This is a genomic window from Pseudomonas sp. MWU12-2020 (genome assembly GCF_023100605.1).
Taxonomy (GTDB): domain Bacteria; phylum Pseudomonadota; class Gammaproteobacteria; order Pseudomonadales; family Pseudomonadaceae; genus Aquipseudomonas; species Aquipseudomonas fluorescens_H.
This window is the reverse complement of the sequence record NZ_JALMEX010000003.1, coordinates 538,493-556,670: the sequence shown is the minus strand read 5'-3', so window position 1 is coordinate 556,670 and position 18,178 is coordinate 538,493. Positions and strand designations below refer to the sequence as shown.

Annotated in this window: 15 protein-coding genes; 7 read left to right on the top strand and 8 right to left on the bottom strand. The window is 61.1% G+C overall.

The features are described from left to right. Positions 1-36 precede the first annotated feature (36 nt). The gene (locus M0814_RS09960; protein WP_103483820.1) at positions 37-2,982 is read left to right on the top strand and encodes an HD domain-containing phosphohydrolase; all 2,946 of its coding nucleotides are present in this window, start codon (positions 37-39) and stop codon (positions 2,980-2,982) included. On the opposite strand, the gene M0814_RS09955 is transcribed toward M0814_RS09960, so the two are convergent. Both M0814_RS09955 and M0814_RS09950 read right to left on the bottom strand, forming a co-directional pair. Continuing rightward, entirely contained in the window at positions 2,983-3,465 is a 483-nt protein-coding gene (locus M0814_RS09955) for a GAF domain-containing protein (RefSeq protein ID WP_003226750.1), read from the bottom strand. Then, entirely contained in the window at positions 3,462-4,352 is an 891-nt protein-coding gene (locus M0814_RS09950; RefSeq protein WP_003226753.1) for an ATP-binding protein, read from the bottom strand. Before M0814_RS09950 ends, M0814_RS09955 begins: the two co-directional genes overlap by 4 nt. 166 nt (positions 4,353-4,518) lie before the next feature. Here M0814_RS09950 and M0814_RS09945 point away from each other — a divergent pair, with 166 nt between their 5' ends. After that, entirely contained in the window at positions 4,519-6,840 is a 2,322-nt protein-coding gene (locus tag M0814_RS09945) for a response regulator (RefSeq protein ID WP_103483821.1), read from the top strand. Here M0814_RS09945 and M0814_RS09940 read toward each other — a convergent pair. From M0814_RS09940 to msrB, 3 genes are all read right to left on the bottom strand, one after another. Next, entirely contained in the window at positions 6,824-7,285 is a 462-nt protein-coding gene (locus M0814_RS09940) for a MarR family transcriptional regulator (protein ID WP_045122566.1), read from the bottom strand. The two genes, M0814_RS09945 and M0814_RS09940, sit on opposite strands and share 17 nt — an antisense overlap. After that, positions 7,282-7,767 carry a glutathione peroxidase gene (locus tag M0814_RS09935; RefSeq protein ID WP_103483822.1) on the bottom strand — a complete coding sequence of 162 codons (486 nt, stop codon included), beginning with the start codon at positions 7,765-7,767 and terminating at the stop codon, positions 7,282-7,284. Before M0814_RS09935 ends, M0814_RS09940 begins: the two co-directional genes overlap by 4 nt. Before the next feature lie 166 nt (positions 7,768-7,933). Then, entirely contained in the window at positions 7,934-8,329 is a 396-nt protein-coding gene (msrB, locus tag M0814_RS09930; protein WP_103483823.1) for a peptide-methionine (R)-S-oxide reductase MsrB, read from the bottom strand. A gap of 223 nt (positions 8,330-8,552) precedes the next feature. Between msrB and M0814_RS09925 the strand changes: the two genes are divergently transcribed. Together M0814_RS09925 and htpX are read left to right on the top strand one after the other, a co-directional pair. Then, positions 8,553-9,764, top strand: a complete 1,212-nt coding sequence (locus tag M0814_RS09925; RefSeq protein WP_103483824.1) for a pyridoxal phosphate-dependent aminotransferase — start codon at positions 8,553-8,555, stop codon at positions 9,762-9,764. A 304-nt stretch (positions 9,765-10,068) separates the two neighbouring features. Next, positions 10,069-10,956: a protease HtpX gene (gene htpX / locus M0814_RS09920; RefSeq protein ID WP_045122567.1), complete on the top strand. Its 888-nt coding sequence runs from the start codon at positions 10,069-10,071 to the stop codon at positions 10,954-10,956. A gap of 199 nt (positions 10,957-11,155) precedes the next feature. Here the strand turns inward: htpX and M0814_RS09915 are convergent, their stop codons facing one another. Beyond that, positions 11,156-11,812 (bottom strand): thiopurine S-methyltransferase, encoded by a 657-nt coding sequence (locus tag M0814_RS09915; RefSeq protein ID WP_103483825.1) that lies wholly within the window; start codon positions 11,810-11,812, stop codon positions 11,156-11,158. A 104-nt stretch (positions 11,813-11,916) separates the two neighbouring features. Between M0814_RS09915 and M0814_RS09910 the strand changes: the two genes are divergently transcribed. Then, positions 11,917-12,684 carry a class III extradiol ring-cleavage dioxygenase gene (locus M0814_RS09910; RefSeq protein WP_103483826.1) on the top strand — a complete coding sequence of 256 codons (768 nt, stop codon included), beginning with the start codon at positions 11,917-11,919 and terminating at the stop codon, positions 12,682-12,684. 182 nt (positions 12,685-12,866) lie between these two features. Here M0814_RS09910 and M0814_RS09905 read toward each other — a convergent pair whose 3' ends face one another. Continuing rightward, positions 12,867-14,540: a DEAD/DEAH box helicase gene (locus M0814_RS09905; RefSeq protein WP_003226768.1), complete on the bottom strand. Its 1,674-nt coding sequence runs from the start codon at positions 14,538-14,540 to the stop codon at positions 12,867-12,869. A gap of 423 nt (positions 14,541-14,963) precedes the next feature. On the opposite strand from M0814_RS09905, the gene M0814_RS09900 reads away from it, so the two are divergent. Next, on the top strand, positions 14,964-15,755 hold the full coding sequence (locus tag M0814_RS09900) for a crotonase/enoyl-CoA hydratase family protein (RefSeq protein ID WP_103483827.1): 792 nt from the start codon (positions 14,964-14,966) through the stop codon (positions 15,753-15,755). Positions 15,756-15,864: 109 nt separating this feature from the next. Here M0814_RS09900 and M0814_RS09895 read toward each other — a convergent pair whose 3' ends face one another. After that, positions 15,865-16,620, bottom strand: coding sequence for a spermidine synthase (locus M0814_RS09895; RefSeq protein WP_095668663.1), 756 nt, complete (start codon positions 16,618-16,620; stop codon positions 15,865-15,867). A 153-nt stretch (positions 16,621-16,773) separates the two neighbouring features. On the opposite strand from M0814_RS09895, the gene M0814_RS09890 reads away from it, so the two are divergent. Beyond that, entirely contained in the window at positions 16,774-18,120 is a 1,347-nt protein-coding gene (locus M0814_RS09890) for a 3-deoxy-7-phosphoheptulonate synthase class II (protein WP_090284945.1), read from the top strand. Positions 18,121-18,178: the final 58 nt, after the last annotated feature.

The following is an 18,178-nucleotide window of genomic DNA, read 5'->3' as shown; positions in this document are numbered from 1 at the left end:
GCTGAGCAGTGTGTTTACTTCAATGGAGAGTCAGCAATGCCCAGCCCACTGCGCCCGGATCAACGCCGGTTCCCGTTGCACGTGCACATCAGCGTCATGTTCACGTTTCTGCTGTTGCTGACCGGCGTGGTACTGGGACTGTTCAATTATCGCCAGACCACCCGAATCATCCTGTCGAGCAGCGAAAACCTGTTCAATCGCATCGAACAGGACGTGCGCCTCGACCTGCATTCAACGTATGAACCGATCCGTCATCTGCTGAGCCTGCTGGCCGACAACCAGGCGGCCGGGGCCTCGAACCTGCAACAGCGTCTGGCACTGCTCAAGCCGTTCAGTCAATCACTCAAGGACAACACCGATCTCGCTTCGCTGTATCTGGGCTACGGCAACGGCGACTTCTTCATGGTCCGGCCGTTGCGCACCAGCGCCCTGAAAACCCTGCTCAAGGCACCGCCGGACGCGGCCTATCAGGTCTGGAGCATCGAGCACGACGCCAGCGGCATCGCGTCGTCGCAGTCACTGTTCTTCGACCAGGCGCTGATGCCTGTCGGGCGCCAGGACAATCCCGACGACCGCTACGATCCGCGCACCCGCAACTGGTACACCAACGCCCTGCAACAGGGTGATCAGATCACCACCGAACCCTATGTGTTTTTCTCCACGCACAACGTGGGCACCACCCTGGCCCGACGCAGCGGCGCAACCAGTGTGATCGGTGCCGACCTGACCCTGGAAGCACTCTCGGCCACCTTGCTCAAACACGTGGTCACCCCGTCTACCGAAATCGTGTTGTTCGATGCCGATGGCAATGCCGTGGCCTATCCGGACAGCCGCCGGCTGATTGTCGACGACAGCAGCGCACGCCTGGCCAAGGCTGCCGACCTGAGCCCGAATCTGCACGCGTTGCTGTCCACCACGCATCCGGGCAAACGGCTCGACGTCGATGGACGCCGCTGGATCGTCGCCCGCAGCAATCTGCAAGAGGGCGGCCCGAGAGGTCTGCAGATGGCCCTGTTGGTGCCGGAGGACGAGTTGCTGGCCGACGCCTACCGTATGCGCTGGCAAGGGGCACTGATCACCCTCGCGACCTTGCTGCTGTGCCTGCCGCTGGGTTGGCTGACCTCGCGGATTCTGGTCAAGCCGTTGCATGCGCTGGTCAAGGAAGCCGATGCGATTCGCAGCTTCGATTTCAACTTTCCGGTTACCCGTCGCTCGCCGGTACTGGAGGTTGATCAGTTGAGCCTGTCGATGGCCCGCATGAAGGAAACACTCGCCAGTTTCTTCCGCATCACCGACAGCCTGTGCGCCGAAACCCGCTTTGCCCCGTTGCTGCAACGGGTGCTGTTCGAAACGGTGCAGATCGCCCAAGCGCAAGCGGGGTTGATCTATCTGCGCGAAAACGATGGCAACCGAATGGAGCCTTACGGACTGGTAATTGATGGCGTTTCGCAGGAACCCGGCGAGTTCGCTGTGCTGGGCCGGGATCTTCTGGCCGATCAAGGGCCGACGTGGTTCCAGCAACTGATCACCGCTGACAACGTGGTCAGCAGCCTTGGCTTTGAACAGGCCGGGGACTTGCAGAAAGTCTTGTTGGCCATGCAGTCGCCGCGCATCCACCTGATCGGTATCCGCCTGCGCAACCGGCACAACGAAACCATCGGCCTGCTGCTCCTGCTGATCAACGACAGCGGCAGCGCTCAGGACCTGGAAAAACTGCGCCCGGATCGCATCGCCTTCCTGCAAGCAGTCTCCGGCGCGGCGGCGGTGAGTATCGAAAGCCAGCGCCTGCAAGCGAAGCAGAAGCAGTTGCTCGATGCGTTCATCCAGTTGCTGGCCGGCGCCATCGACGCCAAGAGCCCGTACACCGGCGGCCACTGCCAGCGCGTGCCGGAACTGACCCTGATGCTCGCGCAGGCCGCGGCCGCCAGTCAGGCGCCGGCGTTCCAGAGCTATCAGCCGAGCGAAGACGAATGGGAAGCCCTGCACATCGCGGCCTGGCTGCACGATTGCGGCAAGGTCACGACGCCGGAATATGTCGTCGACAAGGCCACCAAACTGGAAACCCTCAACGATCGCATCCACGAAATCCGCACGCGTTTCGAGGTGCTCAAGCGCGATGCCTGGATCAGTTACTGGCAGGCACTGGCGCTGGGCGGCAACGAGGCGCAACTGAGCGAGCTGCGTGACGCCACGTTGGCTGAACTGGACGACGACTTTGCCTTTGTTGCCCGTTGCAATCTGGGCGGCGAGGCCATGGCGCCAGCCGATCTGCAGCGTCTTGAGCGCATCGCCGAGCGCCGCTGGACGCGCACCCTTGATGATCGACTGGGGGTGTCATGGGAGGAAAACCGCCGTCAGGCGCAAACGCCGGTTGCGAATCTGCCGGTCAGCGAGGCACTGCTGGCGGACAAACCCGAACACCTGATCAAGCGCGCCGACAGCGAACTGATTCCGGAAGACAACCCGTGGGGGTTCAAACTGGATGTGCCGCGCTACAAATACAATCGCGGCGAACTCTACAACCTGAGCATTGCCCGGGGCACGCTGACCCGTGAGGAGCGCTACATCATCAATCACCACATGGTGCAGACGATCCTGATGCTCAGCCACCTGCCTTTCCCCGGACATCTGGGCAGCGTTGCGGAAATTGCCGGTGGTCATCACGAAAAAATGGACGGCAGCGGCTACCCCAAACGCCTGAAGCGCGACGACATGAGCCTGCCGGCGAGGATGATGGCGATTGCCGATATTTTCGAGGCGCTGACAGCGGCGGATCGGCCGTACAAGAAAGCCAAATCCTTGAGTGAAGCCTTGGGGATCATGGCCACCATGTCCCGCGAGGCGCACATCGACCCCGAGCTGTTTGCGTTGTTCATCAACGACGGGGTGTACATGCAGTACGCCGCGCGGTTTCTCGATCCGCGACAGATCGATGCGGTGGACTCGGCCAGCCTGCTGCGCAAGGCTGGCCTGAGCGCCTGATCAGCAGTCGGTCAGACGCAGGAAGATCGCCGCCAGTTGCTCGATACCGGCCTGATCGTCCGCGCCGAAACGCGCGAGTTTCGGGCTGTCGAGATCGAGTACGCCAATCAACCGACCGTCCTTGACCAGTGGCACCACCAGTTCGCTGTTGGAGGCGCTGTCGCAAGCGATATGGCCGGGGAATGCATGCACGTCTTCAACGCGCTGGGTCTGCCGACTGGCAGCTGCCGCGCCACACACGCCGCGCCCGAACGGAATGCGCACGCAGGCAATCTGGCCCTGGAACGGACCCAGCACCAGTTCTTCGTTGCGATTGAGGTAGAAACCGGCCCAGTTCAGATCATCGAGCTGGTTGAACAGGAACGCCGAAAACTGCGCGGCGTTGGCGATGAAATCGCGCTCGTCCGCCAGCAGCGATTCCAGTTGTGCGGCCAACAGGCCATAGCCTTCGAGCCCCTGGCCGCTTTGTTGCAAATCAATCATGCCTTGTGCTCCAGCAATTTCAGTCCCACCCAGTAACGGGCGAATTGGTACGCGCAACGTCCGTTGCGATTGCCGCGCCCGGTTGCCCAGCGCACGGCGAGGATGTCCAGCTCTTCATCGCGCTGCCAGCTCAAGCCAGCCTTGGCGGCCAACTGGCCGATCCAGTGTTCGACGACGTTGAGGAAGTGTTCCTGGGTAAACGGATAAAACGACAGCCACAGGCCGAAACGGTCCGACAAGGCGATCTTGTCTTCCACCGCTTCACTTGGATGCAGTTCGCCGTCGACGCGTTTCCAGTTTTCGTTGTCGCTTTCCTTTTCCGGCACCAGATGGCGGCGGTTGGATGTGGCGTACAGCAAGACGTTGTCCGGTGCCTGCTCGAGCGAGCCGTCGAGCACGCTTTTCAGCACTCGGTAGTCGCCTTCACCGGATTCGAACGACAGGTCATCGCAAAACAGCACGAAGCGCTGCGGCAGTTTGGCGATCTGCTCGACCACGCGCGGCAGGTCGGCCAGATGGTCACGCTCGATCTCGATCAAACGCAGACCGGCACTCGCGTGTTCGGCCAGCAGCGCACGCACCAGCGACGATTTACCGGTGCCGCGCGAGCCCCAGAGCAGCGCGTGGTTGGCCGGCATGCCGTCGAGAAACTGTTGCGTGTTGCGCCCCAGTTGCTCCAACTGACGGTCAACGCCGATCAGGTCGGACAGGCGCATGTCGAGGCTGACTTCCAGCGGCAGCAAATACCCGCTGCGCCCGTCACGCTGCCAGCGCGCCGCGAGGCATGTTTCCCAGTCGATCACCGGGCGCGGCGCCGGCAACAAGGGTTCGATCCGCGCCAGAACCGACTCGGCGCGTTCAAGAAAAGCATTTAATCGGGAATCCACGTCTTCTCCTCGGGCACGTTCAAAGCAATGATGGTGCTTCAGCGACGACAATCAGATCAACAACCCCCGCTCAGGCCTTGTTACAAGGCGATTCGGGAACCTCGGTATCCATACATGATCGACTATGCTTGAGCAGCGAAGGGAAACGGAAGTGGTTCAACACCCTATGGATATCAAATTCACCCACCGGCTGTCTTACAAGCAAGCCAGATTCACTGTGCTGGTCGGGTTCATTCTGGGCACGCTGCTCAGCCTGCTGCAAATCGGCATCGATTATGCCAGTGAAGACGCCTCCATCAACCGTGAAATCCTGTCTTTGCTGGAAATCAGCCACAATCCGGCATCGCGCATCGCCTACAACATCGACGCGGAACTGGCGCAGGAACTGACCCTGGGCCTGTTGCGTTCGCCGGCGATCATCTCGGCGCAAATGACCGACAACAACGGTAACGTCCTGGCCAACGTCAAACGCCCGGAACTGCAAAGCGGTTATCGGGTGATCAGCGATTTCCTGTTCGGCGCCAAACGCCAGTTCGAAGACCGCCTGTACCTCGACCACCTGCCCAACGAATCGCTGGGCACGCTGAGTCTGGAAGTCGACACCTACGCGTTCGGCAGCCGGTTCCTGCGCCGCGCCGAAGTCACCCTGCTCAACGGTTTTGCCCGCAGCCTGATCCTCACCGGCATCCTGCTGGCGCTGTTCTACGTGATGCTGACCAAGCCACTGGTGCGTCTGATCCGTGAGCTCAGCGCCCGCGACGCACGCAGCGCAGAACCGACGACTCTGGAATGTCCGGCCGGCCACGCCAACGATGAGATCGGCGTGCTGGTCAAAGTCGCCAACCAGCAGTTCGACAACATCGCCACGGAAATCCAGCAACGCCGCAACGCCGAAAACCGCCTGACCGATTACCTCGGGCAACTGGAACACATCGTCTCGGCCCGCACCGCCGAGCTCAAGGCCATCAACACCCGGCTCAGCCAGTCCAACGAGGAACTGGAGGTGGCCCGCAGCACCGCGCTGGACATGGCCGAAGCGCGCTCGGCATTCCTTGCCAACATGAGCCACGAGATCCGCACCCCGCTCAACGGCCTGCTGGGGATGATCGCCCTGTCCCTCGACGGGCCACTGAATGCCGAGCAGCAGCAACAGCTGTCGATTGCCCACGACTCGGGCAAGGTGCTGGTGGAACTGCTCAACGATATTCTCGACCTGTCCAAGTTCGATGCGGGGCAACTGGAGCTGGAACACATCCCGTTCGACCTCGGCTCGCTGATCGAGGACACCGCCAACCTGCTGTCGCAGAACGCGGCGCCCAGCGTTGAATTGACCTGCCTGATCGACCCGCACTTCCCCGCGCTGGTGCTGGGGGATCCAACCCGGGTACGGCAGATTGTCAGCAACCTGCTGTCCAATGCCCTGAAGTTCACCCGGTTCGGCCGGGTCGATGTGCGTCTGTCAGCGCATAACGACGGGGTGCGCATCGAGGTCTGCGACACCGGCATCGGCATCGCCCAGGAAGCCCAGGTGAAAATCTTCCAGCCGTTCACCCAGGCCGGTGCCGGCATCACCCGCCAGTACGGCGGCACCGGCCTCGGCCTGGCGCTGACCTACAACCTGTGTGAAGCCATGCAAGGCCGATTGACCATCAGTTCCGAGGCCGGTTTCGGCAGTCAGTTCTGTGCCGACCTGCCGTTGCCGTGCCACACCCGGGCGGTGATGCCGCCGCCGCTGCAGGGCAAGGTTCTGGCGATCACCGCTGCCAGCAGCGGCCTGGCGGAACTGCTCAAGACGCTGTTGCCAGTGTGGGGTGTGACCTATGAACAGCGCACCATGGACGATCCGCTGCTGGGCCTGTCTCCCGACCTGGTGATCACCGACTGCCCGGAATGCCTGTTCAGCCTGCGCCCGACGCTCAGCACGCCGATCCTGGTGGTGACCGCTTATGGCAGCTTCATGCCCAGCGAAGAAGCCGCGGCGCTGGCGCCATTGCAGCAACAGGCCCGACCGCTGGCGCGCAACGCGCTGTATCAGATCCTGCGGCGCATTCTGCTGGCCGACATCACTACGATCAACGATGCGCGCCTCGAGAGCGTGCCCGTACAACGGCGCGGACGGGTACTGCTGGTGGAGGACAATCCGGTCAACCAACTGGTGGCCAAGGGCATGCTCGGCAAGCTCGGTTGCGATGTGGTGGTCGCCGCCCACGGCGCCGAGGCGCTCGATCAACTGGAGCACGATGAATTCGATCTGGTGCTGATGGACTGCAACATGCCGGTGATGGACGGCTACGAAGCGAGCCGGCAGATCCGCCAGAGCGGGCGCTGGCCACACCTGCCGATCGTCGCACTGACCGCCAACGCCATGTTTGAAGAACGCGAACGCTGCCGTGCGGCCGGCATGAGCGATTACCTGGCCAAGCCGTTCCGCCGCGAAGAGCTGGCGGCGGTGCTCGACCAGTGGATTCCGACTACGTCAGTGCTTTGATCTGCCCCAACAGGTGATCGAGGCCGTTGCGCAAATCGTTGAGTCGATCGAGATCCACCCCGCTGTCGCACAACAACCGGGCCTTGAGTGGCCCGACCTGCTCGCGCAGCGCCTGACCTTGGGTGGTCAGGCTCAGATGCACTTCACGCTCGTCGCGCGCCGAACGCTGGCGCTGCACCCACTGCAATTGCTCAAGACGCTTGAGCAACGGCGTCAGGGTGCCGGAGTCCAGCGCCAGCCGCTCGCCCAAGGCCTTGACCGTCGGTTGCTCCGGCGCTTTGTCCTGCCATTCCCACAGCACCAGCATCGCCAGGTACTGCGGGTACGTCAGGCCAAGCTGATCGAGCATCGGCTTGTAAGCGCGAATCACCGCCCGGGACGCGGCATACAACTTGAAGCACAACTGACTGTCGAGCTTCAGCGAATCGTCGGGCAGGCTGTTCATTTGAGCAGAGCTTCGATCTCGCCGCTCATGTCCTGCGGCTTGGTGGTCGGGGCGAAACGCTTGACCAGTTGCCCATCCTTGCCGATCAGGAACTTGGTGAAGTTCCACTTGATGCCCTCGGAGCCGAGCAGACCCGGAGCGCGCTTTTTCAACTGTACGAACAGTGGATGCGCGTCAGAACCGTTGACGTCGATCTTCTTGAACAGCGGGAAACTAACGCCGTAGTTCAGCTCACAGAACTCGCTGATCGCGCCCTCGTTGCCCGGCTCCTGCTTGCCAAACTGATTGCACGGAAACCCCAGCACCACCAGGCCCTGATCCTTGTAGGTCTGCCACAGCTCTTCCAGGCCTTTGTATTGCGGGGTGAAGCCGCATTTGCTGGCGGTGTTGACCACCAGAACGACCTTGCCGGCGAAATCGGCCAGGGTCTTTTGCTCACCCTTGATGGTGGTGACAGGGATATTCAGCAGGTTGTCGCTCATGATCCGCACTCTGAATTCTGGAAGAAGGCGTAAACATAGCGAGCAATTAAATTGCGTGCAATTTAATTAACTGCACATAACCCTGTAGGAGCTGCCGAAGGCTGCGATCTGTTGATCTTGAAAATCAAAAGATCGCAGCCTTCGGCAGCTCCTACAGGGGCTCGCATCACTCGCGCGGCTCGAGATTCAGGCACACCGAGTTGATGCAATAACGCAGGCCGGTCGGTGGCGGACCATCGGGGAACACGTGGCCCAGATGCGCATCGCAGCGGGCGCATTTGACCTCGGTGCGGATCATGCCGTGGCTGGTATCGCGGATTTCGGTCATGGCGCTTTCGCCGATCGGCGCGTAGAAGCTCGGCCAGCCGCAGCCGGAATCGAATTTGGTCTTGGAGTCGAACAGTGGCTCGTTGCAGCAGACGCAGTGATAGACACCGTCAGTCTTGGTGGCGTTGTATTTGCCGGAGAACGGCCGTTCGGTCGCACTGAGCCGACACACGTTGTACTGCTCGGGGTCGAGCATCGCACGCCATTCTTCCAGGGTTTTTTCCAACTTTTCCATCATCACACCTCAGCGGCTGAAAAAGCCCGATCTGTACCTTTTCCACGGATCGGGTGGCACGTATGATTGCGCCTCGTCACACGCCAGTCTGGCAGTCAGACCGGGCGCATTCAAACGGATTCTCGGCGCCACGGCGCAAGACTCCGCCTGTGCGAAGACGCAGGAATCCCAGTACGGTTGGCCATTCGCCGTCTGGATCGTTCATTTTCGGGATCACATCGCCATGCAGTTCAGCAAATCGAACAAGCTCGCCAACGTCTGCTACGACATTCGCGGCCCGGTGCTCAAGCACGCCAAACGTCTGGAAGAGGAAGGCCAGCGCATCCTCAAGCTGAACATCGGCAACCCGGCACCGTTTGGTTTCGAGGCGCCGGACGAAATTCTTCAGGATGTGATCCGCAACCTGCCGACGGCCCAGGGCTACAGCGACTCCAAAGGCCTGTTCAGCGCGCGTAAAGCGGTGATGCAGTACTACCAGCAAAAAAATGTCGAAGGTGTCGGCATCGAAGACATCTACCTGGGCAACGGCGTGTCCGAGCTGATCGTGATGTCGCTGCAGGCACTGCTCAACAACGGCGACGAAGTGCTGGTGCCGGCGCCGGACTACCCGCTGTGGACCGCCGCCGTGAGCCTGGCCGGCGGCAATGCCGTGCACTACCTGTGCGACGAGGGCGCCGACTGGTTCCCTGATCTGGCCGACATCAAGGCCAAGATCACCCCGAACACCAAAGCGATGGTGATCATCAACCCGAACAACCCGACCGGCGCGGTGTATTCGAAAGAAGTGCTGCTGGGCATGCTCGAACTGGCCCGCCAGCACAACCTGGTGGTGTTCTCCGACGAGATCTACGACAAGATCCTGTATGACGACGCCGTGCACATCTGCACCGCTTCGCTGGCGCCGGACCTGCTGTGCCTGACGTTCAACGGTCTGTCGAAATCCTACCGCGTGGCGGGTTTCCGCTCCGGCTGGATCGCCATCTCCGGGCCAAAACACAATGCCCAGAGCTATATCGAAGGCATCGACATGCTGGCCAACATGCGCCTGTGTGCCAACGTGCCGAGCCAGCATGCGATCCAGACCGCCCTCGGTGGCTACCAGAGCATCAACGATCTGGTGCTGCCGCAAGGTCGCCTGCTCGAGCAGCGCAACCGCACCTGGGAGTTGCTCAACGACATTCCGGGTGTCAGCTGCGTCAAGCCGATGGGCGCACTGTATGCGTTCCCACGGATCGACCCGAAAGTCTGCCCGATCCACAACGACGAGAAATTCGTCCTCGACCTGCTGCTCTCCGAGAAGCTGCTGGTGGTGCAAGGCACGGCCTTCAACTGGCCGTGGCCGGATCACTTCCGCGTGGTCACGCTGCCCCGTGTCGATGATCTGGAAATGGCCATCGGCCGCATCGGCAACTTCCTCAAGTCCTACCGCCAGTAACCGGTCGACAGTGCGCAACGTGTCCTGCGTTGCGCGCTGTCTGATTCAGCAACACTTCTGCCCTCCCCGCCTCACTGCGCCTTCTACACTTGCGATTGATATGGCTTACACGCGCCTGACGTAATGGCGGCGGGTGGCGGCTGCCTGTCAGCCCTTTCGGTTTCGGTCGTGGGCAATGACCTGCAGACCCAGGAATCCGCTGTAGGACACAGTTTGAAATAGTCACTCGGTTGAATCACCCGGTGCCGCACCTTATATACCCCGCAGTACGCTACATCTTTAGCTTGAGGAGATTTCTACAACCATGATGCGCATCCTGCTGTTTTTGGCCACTAACCTGGCGGTCGTGCTGATAGCCAGCATCACCCTGAGCCTGTTCGGCTTCAACGGGTTCATGGCGGCCAACGGGGTTGATCTCAACCTCAGTCAGCTGCTGGTTTTCTGTGCGGTCTTTGGTTTCGCCGGTTCGCTGTTCTCGCTGTTCATCTCCAAGTGGATGGCGAAGATGAGCACCAGCACCCAGATCATCACCCAGCCACGCACCCGGCATGAGCAATGGCTGCTGCAAACCGTCGAGCAACTGTCCCGTGAAGCCGGGATCAAGATGCCCGAAGTCGGTATTTTCCCGGCCTACGAGGCCAACGCGTTCGCCACCGGCTGGAACAAGAACGACGCGCTGGTCGCGGTCAGCCAAGGCCTGCTCGAGCGCTTTTCGCCGGATGAAGTGAAAGCCGTGCTGGCCCACGAAATCGGTCACGTGGCCAACGGTGACATGGTCACCCTGGCGCTGATCCAGGGCGTGGTGAACACCTTTGTAATGTTCTTCGCGCGGATCATCGGCAACTTCGTCGACAAGGTGATCTTCAAGAACGAAGAAGGCCAGGGCATTGCCTACTACGTGGCAACGATCTTCGCCGAACTGGTTCTGGGCATCCTCGCCAGCGCCATCGTCATGTGGTTCTCGCGCAAGCGCGAATTCCGTGCCGACGAAGCCGGCGCACGCCTGGCGGGCACCAACGCAATGATCGGCGCACTGCAACGTCTGCGTGCCGAGCAGGGCCTGCCGGTGCACATGCCGGACACCCTGAATGCCTTTGGCATCAACGGTGGCATCAAACAGGGCTTTGCCCGCATGTTCATGAGCCACCCGCCGCTGGAAGAACGTATCGACGCGTTGCGTCGTCGCGGTTGATTCAACTGGTGCAGTAATGAAAAGGCCCGCAGTGATGCGGGCCTTTTTTGTGCTCGGGATTATGGATTGCCTGTTCTGGCCTCTTCGGGAGCAAGCCCCCTCCCACAGTGGTTTTTGGTGTATTCGAGATTGTTAGAACACTGACGATCCCTGTGGGAGCGGGCTTGCTCGCGAAGAGGCTGTTAATGCCGATACAAAACTATCGGCCAGAAACCCGATACACCCGCTCCTCCAACCGCGTCACTCCCGCCTGCAGAAACTTCCAGCTCTCCCCCAGCACATCCTGCTCTTCCAGCATCCGCACCTGCCAGTCACCACCCAGCAAGCGCTGCACCTCATCATCGGCCACTGCAAACGGTGGCCCGGACATTTGCGCCTGATCGTAATCCAGTGTGATCAATAACCCTTGCACACCCGGCGGCAGGATCTGCTGCAGATGCGCTGCATAGCGCTCGCGCATGGGGGGCGGCAAGGCGATCAGCGCTGCCCGGTCGTACAACGCAGCACAGTCCGCTACATCGTCTGCCGTCAGCGCAAAGAAATCACCGCACCACAACTCGATGGAATCCGCGCGATAGACCTTGAACGGCCCTTTGTCGCTGACCTGCGGCGTTACCTGATGCTCGCTGAAAAAGTCCTCGATGGCCTTCTGCGACAACTCGACCCCGAGCACCTGATGGCCGCGCCCTGCCAGCCACAGCAGATCCAGGCTTTTACCGCACAACGGCACCAGCACCCGCGCGCGGGCCGGGATAGCCAGCGGCGGCCAGTGACGCTGCAGATACGGGTTCACCTCAGGCAGATGAAAGCCGATCTGATTGGATTCCCACTTCTTGTGCCAAAACTCAGGCTGCATGCATCACCCCAAAAAAATCGATCAAAAGGCGTTAAAACTTATATTAGATTTAGATCAATGATCTGACTGAAGATGAGGCCATCTTACCGCTCAGGAACCTCTCCATGTTTCCCAGCCTGTTTATCTCCCACGGCTCGCCCATGCTGGCCCTGGAACCCGGTGCCAGTGGCCCGGCTCTGGCGCGTCTGGCGGCCGAACTGCCCCGCCCCAAAGCCATCGTCATCGTTTCTGCGCACTGGGAAAGTCAGGAACTGCTGGTCAGCAGTAATCCGCAACCAGAGACCTGGCACGACTTCGGCGGCTTTCCCCGTGCCCTGTTTGAAGTGCAATATCCGGCACCGGGCAATCCGCAACTGGCAGGCGAAATTGCTGAATTGCTGAACGCCGCCCATCTGCCGGCACGCCTTGATCCGCAACGACCGTTCGATCACGGCGTCTGGGTGCCGCTGTCGCTGATGTACCCGCAGGCGGATATTCCAGTGGTGCAGGTGTCGCTGCCGAGCCGCAGCGGCCCGGCGCTGCAAACCCGTGTCGGACGTGCGTTGGCTAGCCTGCGCGATCAAGGCATTTTGCTGATCGGCTCAGGCAGCATCACCCACAACCTGCGCGAACTGGACTGGCATGCCGGGCCGGAAAGCGTCGAGCCATGGGCACGGGACTTCCGTGACTGGATGATCGACAAGCTGGCGGCGAACGATGAGGCGGCGCTGCACGATTACCGTCAGCAGGCACCGAACGCCGTACGCAGCCATCCGAGCGATGAGCATTTGCTGCCGTTGTATTTCGCACGCGGTGCGGGGGGCGAGTTCAGCGTGGCGCACAGGGGATTCACGATGGGTGCGTTAGGCATGGATATCTATCGCTTCGGATAAACGCAGAATCAAAAGATCGCGGCCTTCGGCAGCTCCTACAGCGGGGAATGAGTACACCCTGTGTAGGAACTGTCGCAGGCAGCGATCTTTTGATCTTCGATCTTTGCTCTTTCAGACAGGCAAAAAAAATCCCCGAACCAGTCGGGGATTTTTTATGTTCGATCAATCAGCCCGAGGGCGGATCAATCTTCGCGGTAGCGACGCAGTTTCAGCTGCTTGCCAGCGACGCGAGTGTCCTTCAGTTTGGTCAGGAGTTTGTCCAGACCATCTTCCGGCAGCTCGACGAGGCTGAAGCTGTCACGCACCTGGATGCGACCGATCGCTTCGCGGGCCAGACCACCTTCATTGAGGATGGCGCCCAGCAGGTTCTTGGCGGCGATACCGTCACGCGCACCCAGCGCGGTACGGCAACGGGCACGACCTTCGCCCAGAGGCATTGGCGCACGACGCTCGCGGTCACCACGATCAGGACGATCACCGGAACGCTCAGGACGGTCGCCACGCGGTGCGTTGTTCGGCACCAGTGGACGTTCCTTCTCGATCGCGGCCAGGTTCAGCGCTTGACCGTTGGTAGCCTTGCGCAGCAGGGCTGCAGCCAGGGCACGCGGGGTGCAACCGATGTCAGCGGTCAGGCGATCCAGCAGTTCGCCGTGAGTCGATTCGGCATCAGCGACCAGCGGCGACAGGCTGTTGGTCAGTTTCTTGATGCGTGCATCGAGAACCGCCTGAGCGTCCGGCAGACGCACTTCGGCAACCTTCTGACCGGTTACACGCTCGATCACTTGCAGCATGCGGCGCTCACGTGGAGTCACCAGCAGCAGTGCACGACCTTCGCGACCGGCACGGCCGGTACGGCCGATACGGTGCACGTAGGATTCCGGATCGTACGGCATGTCCACGTTGAATACGTGGGTGATGCGCGGAACGTCCAGACCACGGGCAGCTACGTCGGTCGCGACAACGATGTCCAGACGGCCATCTTTCAGCGAGTCGATCACGCGCTCACGCTGGTTCTGGGCGATGTCACCGTTCAGCGCAGCGGCTTTGTAGCCTTTGGCGTCGAGGGCACTGGCCAGATCCAGGGTCGCTTGCTTGGTGCGCACGAACATGATCAGCGCGTCGAAGTCTTCCACTTCCAGCAAGCTGAGAACGGCAGAGGTCTTCTGGTCAGCGTGAACCAACAGATGAGCCTGTTCGATCGCGGTAACGGTTTGGGTCTTGGTCTGGATCTTGACGTGTTGCGGATCGCGCAGATGGCGTTCGGCAATGGCGCGGATCGACTGCGGCAGGGTAGCCGAGAACAAAACGGTCTGACGGGTCGATGGCAGCGCCTTGAAGATGACTTCCAGGTCATCCATGAAGCCCAGTTTCAACATTTCGTCAGCTTCGTCGAGAACCAGGTGGTTCACGGTCGACAGGACTTTCTCGTCGCGACGCAGGTGGTCACACAGACGACCCGGAGTAGCGACAACAATCTGTGCGCCATTACGGATAGCCTTGAGTTGCGGGCCCATCGGTGCGCCGCCGTAAACGGCGACAACGGTGACGCCAGGCATTTGCTTGGCGTAGGTTTCAAAAGCGGTTGCTACTTGCAGCGCCAATTCTCGAGTTGGCGCCAGGATCAGGGCTTGCGGTTCGCGCTTGGCAGGATCGATGCGGTGCAGAATAGGCAGTGCGAACGCGGCGGTTTTACCGGTACCGGTTTGCGCCTGGCCAATCATGTCCTGGCCGGCCATGATGATCGGGATCGATTGCTGCTGAATCGCCGAAGGCTCTTCGTAGCCGGTCGCTGCGACGGCTGCAAGAATATTCGGGTTAAGATTAAAAGCGGCGAATCCGCCGGTTTCCTGGGTCATGGGTCTGCCTCTAAGTGCATCCGCAAAGACCCATGCTCCAAAGCTGCGCATGCCGTGTTGAGACTCAAGAGTCGCCCTGGCAGCTTTGTCGGCGGGGATTTGCGAAAACGAATGAATGAAAAAAAGAATCGTCCGGGAAGAGCCCGCAATGCGGACGTGCAGCCGAAGCTGACTTCGGGAAATTGCGCTACCTAAACGCGGCCCGGTTAAAGGCCGGCGCGCACTATACCGGATTTTGCCCGAAAAGGGAGCTTTTTTTATCGTCTGAATCGGTGTGTCACCGCTGTGTAACGGGGTTTTGCGGATAATCGTGCGAAGGTCTATTTTTCAAAGGCCCGGCCCTGCGGGCGATGACGCTTAAACGATTCACCGATGTGCGGCATACCGTCGCTGCACCCGCCCTTCCCGCCCGAGGATCTCCCCATGAACCAGCCCTGCCCCGGCCGCGTCAGCCGTGAACGTCGTGGTCATGTCCACTTGATCGGCCTCGACCGAGCCGCCAAGCGCAACGCGTTCGACCTCGATCTGCTCAATGCCCTGAGCCTGGCCTACGGTGAGTTCGAGGCAGACAGCGAGGCGCGGGTGGCCGTGGTGTTCGGGCACGGCGAGCACTTTACCGCCGGCCTGGACCTGCTCAACGCCAGCGCCGCCCTCGCCGAAGGCTGGCAGGTTCCGACCGGCGGTTGCGACCCGTGGGGTGTTTTCATCGGACCGCGAGTGAGCAAACCGGTGATTGTTGCTGCGCAGGGTTACTGCCTGACCATCGGCATCGAGTTGATGCTGGCAGCCGACATCAATCTGTGTGCGAGCAACACACGCTTTGCGCAAATGGAAGTGCAGCGTGGGATTTTTCCCTTTGGTGGCGCGACGTTACGTTTTCATCAAGTGGCGGGCTGGGGCAACGCGATGCGTTGGCTGCTGACCGGTGATGAGTTCGATGCGCATGATGCGTTGCGTCTGGGCTTGGTGCAGGAAGTGATGGCCAGCGAGGATTTGCTGCCACGGGCGATCGAACTGGCCGAGCGGATTGCCCGGCAGGCACCGTTGGGGGTGCAGGCGACGCTGATGTCGGCGCGCCAGGCGCGGTATGAAGGTGAGACAGCGGCGGCGCAGGGGTTGCCGGCGCTGGTGAAGAAATTGCTGGGCAGTGAAGATGCCAAGGAGGGGATCAGGTCGCTGGTGGAGCGGCGGCCGGGCATCTTCAAAGGGGTCTGAGAAATCTGGTGCTCTTCAGGCCCTCTTCGCGAGCAAGCCCGCTCCCACATTTGGAATGCATTTCAAGTGTGGGAGCGGGCTTGCTCGCGAAGGGGCCATCAATGACAACTCAAGTCGCCGGGCGAATCGCCTTGATCAACGATTGCAACGAATACCCCAACCGCGGCGCCAGCGCTTCGGCCCGGGCGGTCAGCGCCTGCATGTCCAGCTCCTGATCGAGATCCGCCGGCACAATCAGAATTACGTTGCCCTCCTTCACCGGCAATTCCCAGTAATGCCGGTGATAGAGCCCGCGCAGCAATGCGGCGCCCAACGGTTTGCCATCATCGGTGGCCCATTGGTTGATCACCAGCCAGCCGCCCGGATTCAGACGCTTCTGACAGTCGCCGAGGAAACTCCAGGCCAGATGCCCGACACCCGGCCCCACGTCGGTGTAGAGGTCGACAAAGATCAGATCCGCAGGCTCGGCCGTCGGCAGCAATTCCAGCGCATCGCCGACCCGGATGTACAAGCGCGGATCGTCATCCAGCCCCAGATACTCGATGGCCAGGCGTGGCACGTCCGGGCGCAGTTCGATGGCTTCGACGTCTTCCAGCGGCAGGAACTTGAGGCAGGCCTGGGTCAGCGTGCCGGCACCGAGGCCGAGAAACAGTGCGCTCTCCGGTTGCTCGTGGCACAGCGCGCCAATCAGCATCGCCCGGGTGTAGTCGTATTCGAGCCAGCTCGGATCAGCGGTGAACACGCAGCTCTGTTCGATGGCATCGCCGAATTCCAGAAAGCGGTAATCGGCCACTTCCAGCACGCGAATCACGCCGAACTCATCCTGTACCTCGGCGAGCAACAGCTCGACGCGCTCCTCAGTCATTTCGTCTCCTGATGGTCACCGGGCGCGGTGACGCGATGTCGCCGCTCAGGCGCCGTGGCAAAGCGGCGATTGTCGACGAGGCGCGGGAGCAGGTCACGCACTAATTGCTGCTACCATGGGCGTCCCGAGCGTAGAACCGAATTAGAGACTGTGATGAGCCAACCCTGGAGCCCTGACAGCTGGCGCGCCCTGCCGATCCAGCAACAACCCCAATACCCCGACGCCGCGCACCTGCGCCAGGTCGAGCAGACCCTGGCCAGCTATCCGCCGCTGGTGTTTGCCGGTGAAGCACGCGAGCTGCGCCGACAGTTTGCCGAGGTGACTCAGGGCCGGGCGTTCCTGTTGCAGGGCGGCGATTGCGCGGAAAGCTTTGCCGAGTTCTCGGCAGCGAAGATTCGCGACACCTTCAAAGTGTTGCTGCAGATGGCGATCGTCATGACCTTCGCCGCCGGTTGCCCGGTGGTCAAGGTCGGGCGCATGGCCGGTCAATTCGCCAAGCCGCGCTCGGCCAACGACGAAACCATCGAAGGCGTGACCCTGCCCGCCTACCGTGGCGACATCGTCAACGGCATCGGTTTCGACGAGAAAAGCCGCGTGCCGGATCCGGAGCGCCTGCTGCAGTCCTATCACCAGTCCACCGCCACCCTGAACCTGTTGCGCGCTTTCGCCCAGGGCGGTTTTGCCGACCTGCATCAGGTGCACAAGTGGAACCTTGATTTCATCGCCAACTCGGCGCTGGCCGAAAAATACAGCCACCTCGCCGACCGCATCGATGAAACCCTGGCGTTCATGCGCGCCTGCGGCATGGACAGCTCGCCGCAACTGCGCGAAACCAGTTTCTTCACCGCCCACGAAGCGCTGCTGCTGAACTACGAGGAAGCCTTCGTGCGTCGCGACAGCCTGACCAACGATTACTACGATTGCTCGGCGCACATGCTGTGGATCGGCGACCGCACCCGTCAGCTTGACGGCGCCCACGTCGAATTCCTGCGCGGAGTGAACAACCCGATCGGCGTCAAAGTCGGCCCGAGCATGAACCCGGACGACCTGATCCGCCTGATCGACGTGCTCAACCCGGACAACGATCCGGGCCGCCTGAACCTGATCGCGCGGATGGGCGCGAACAAGGTCGGCGATCATCTGCCGGCGCTGATCCGCGCGGTGCAGCGTGAGGGCAAGCAGGTGCTGTGGAGTTCCGACCCGATGCACGGCAACACCATCAAGGCCAGCAGCGGCTACAAGACCCGCGACTTCGCGCAGATTCTTGGCGAGGTGAAGCAGTTCTTCCAGGTGCACGAAGCCGAAGGCAGCTACGCGGGCGGGATTCACATCGAGATGACCGGGCAGAATGTCACCGAGTGCATCGGTGGTGCGCGGCCGATCACTGAAGACGGGCTGTCGGATCGTTATCACACCCATTGCGACCCGCGGATGAATGCCGATCAGTCGCTGGAACTGGCGTTTTTGATTGCGGAAACCCTGAAGCAGGTTCGGCGTTGAATCGGTCAGGTTTCTAGCGTCTGAGAGGCAGCCTTCGCGAGCAAGCCCGCTCCCACAC

Excerpts from the sequence above, each read along its gene's own strand:
- htpX (WP_045122567.1), top strand. The coding sequence starts at position 10,069 with ATGATGCGCATCCTGCTGTTTTTGGCCACTAACCTGGCGGTCGTGCTG.
- M0814_RS09945 (WP_103483821.1), top strand. The coding sequence starts at position 4,519 with ATGGATATCAAATTCACCCACCGGCTGTCTTACAAGCAAGCCAGATTC.
- msrB (WP_103483823.1), bottom strand. The coding sequence starts at position 8,329 with ATGGAAAAGTTGGAAAAAACCCTGGAAGAATGGCGTGCGATGCTCGAC.
- M0814_RS09925 (WP_103483824.1), top strand. The coding sequence starts at position 8,553 with ATGCAGTTCAGCAAATCGAACAAGCTCGCCAACGTCTGCTACGACATT.
- M0814_RS09905 (WP_003226768.1), bottom strand. The coding sequence starts at position 14,540 with ATGACCCAGGAAACCGGCGGATTCGCCGCTTTTAATCTTAACCCGAAT.
- M0814_RS09910 (WP_103483826.1), top strand. The coding sequence starts at position 11,917 with ATGTTTCCCAGCCTGTTTATCTCCCACGGCTCGCCCATGCTGGCCCTG.
- M0814_RS09900 (WP_103483827.1), top strand. The coding sequence starts at position 14,964 with ATGAACCAGCCCTGCCCCGGCCGCGTCAGCCGTGAACGTCGTGGTCAT.
- M0814_RS09890 (WP_090284945.1), top strand. The coding sequence starts at position 16,774 with ATGAGCCAACCCTGGAGCCCTGACAGCTGGCGCGCCCTGCCGATCCAG.
- M0814_RS09960 (WP_103483820.1), top strand. The coding sequence starts at position 37 with ATGCCCAGCCCACTGCGCCCGGATCAACGCCGGTTCCCGTTGCACGTG.
- M0814_RS09915 (WP_103483825.1), bottom strand. The coding sequence starts at position 11,812 with ATGCAGCCTGAGTTTTGGCACAAGAAGTGGGAATCCAATCAGATCGGC.
- M0814_RS09940 (WP_045122566.1), bottom strand. The coding sequence starts at position 7,285 with ATGAACAGCCTGCCCGACGATTCGCTGAAGCTCGACAGTCAGTTGTGC.
- M0814_RS09935 (WP_103483822.1), bottom strand. The coding sequence starts at position 7,767 with ATGAGCGACAACCTGCTGAATATCCCTGTCACCACCATCAAGGGTGAG.
- M0814_RS09955 (WP_003226750.1), bottom strand. The coding sequence starts at position 3,465 with ATGATTGATTTGCAACAAAGCGGCCAGGGGCTCGAAGGCTATGGCCTG.
- M0814_RS09895 (WP_095668663.1), bottom strand. The coding sequence starts at position 16,620 with ATGACTGAGGAGCGCGTCGAGCTGTTGCTCGCCGAGGTACAGGATGAG.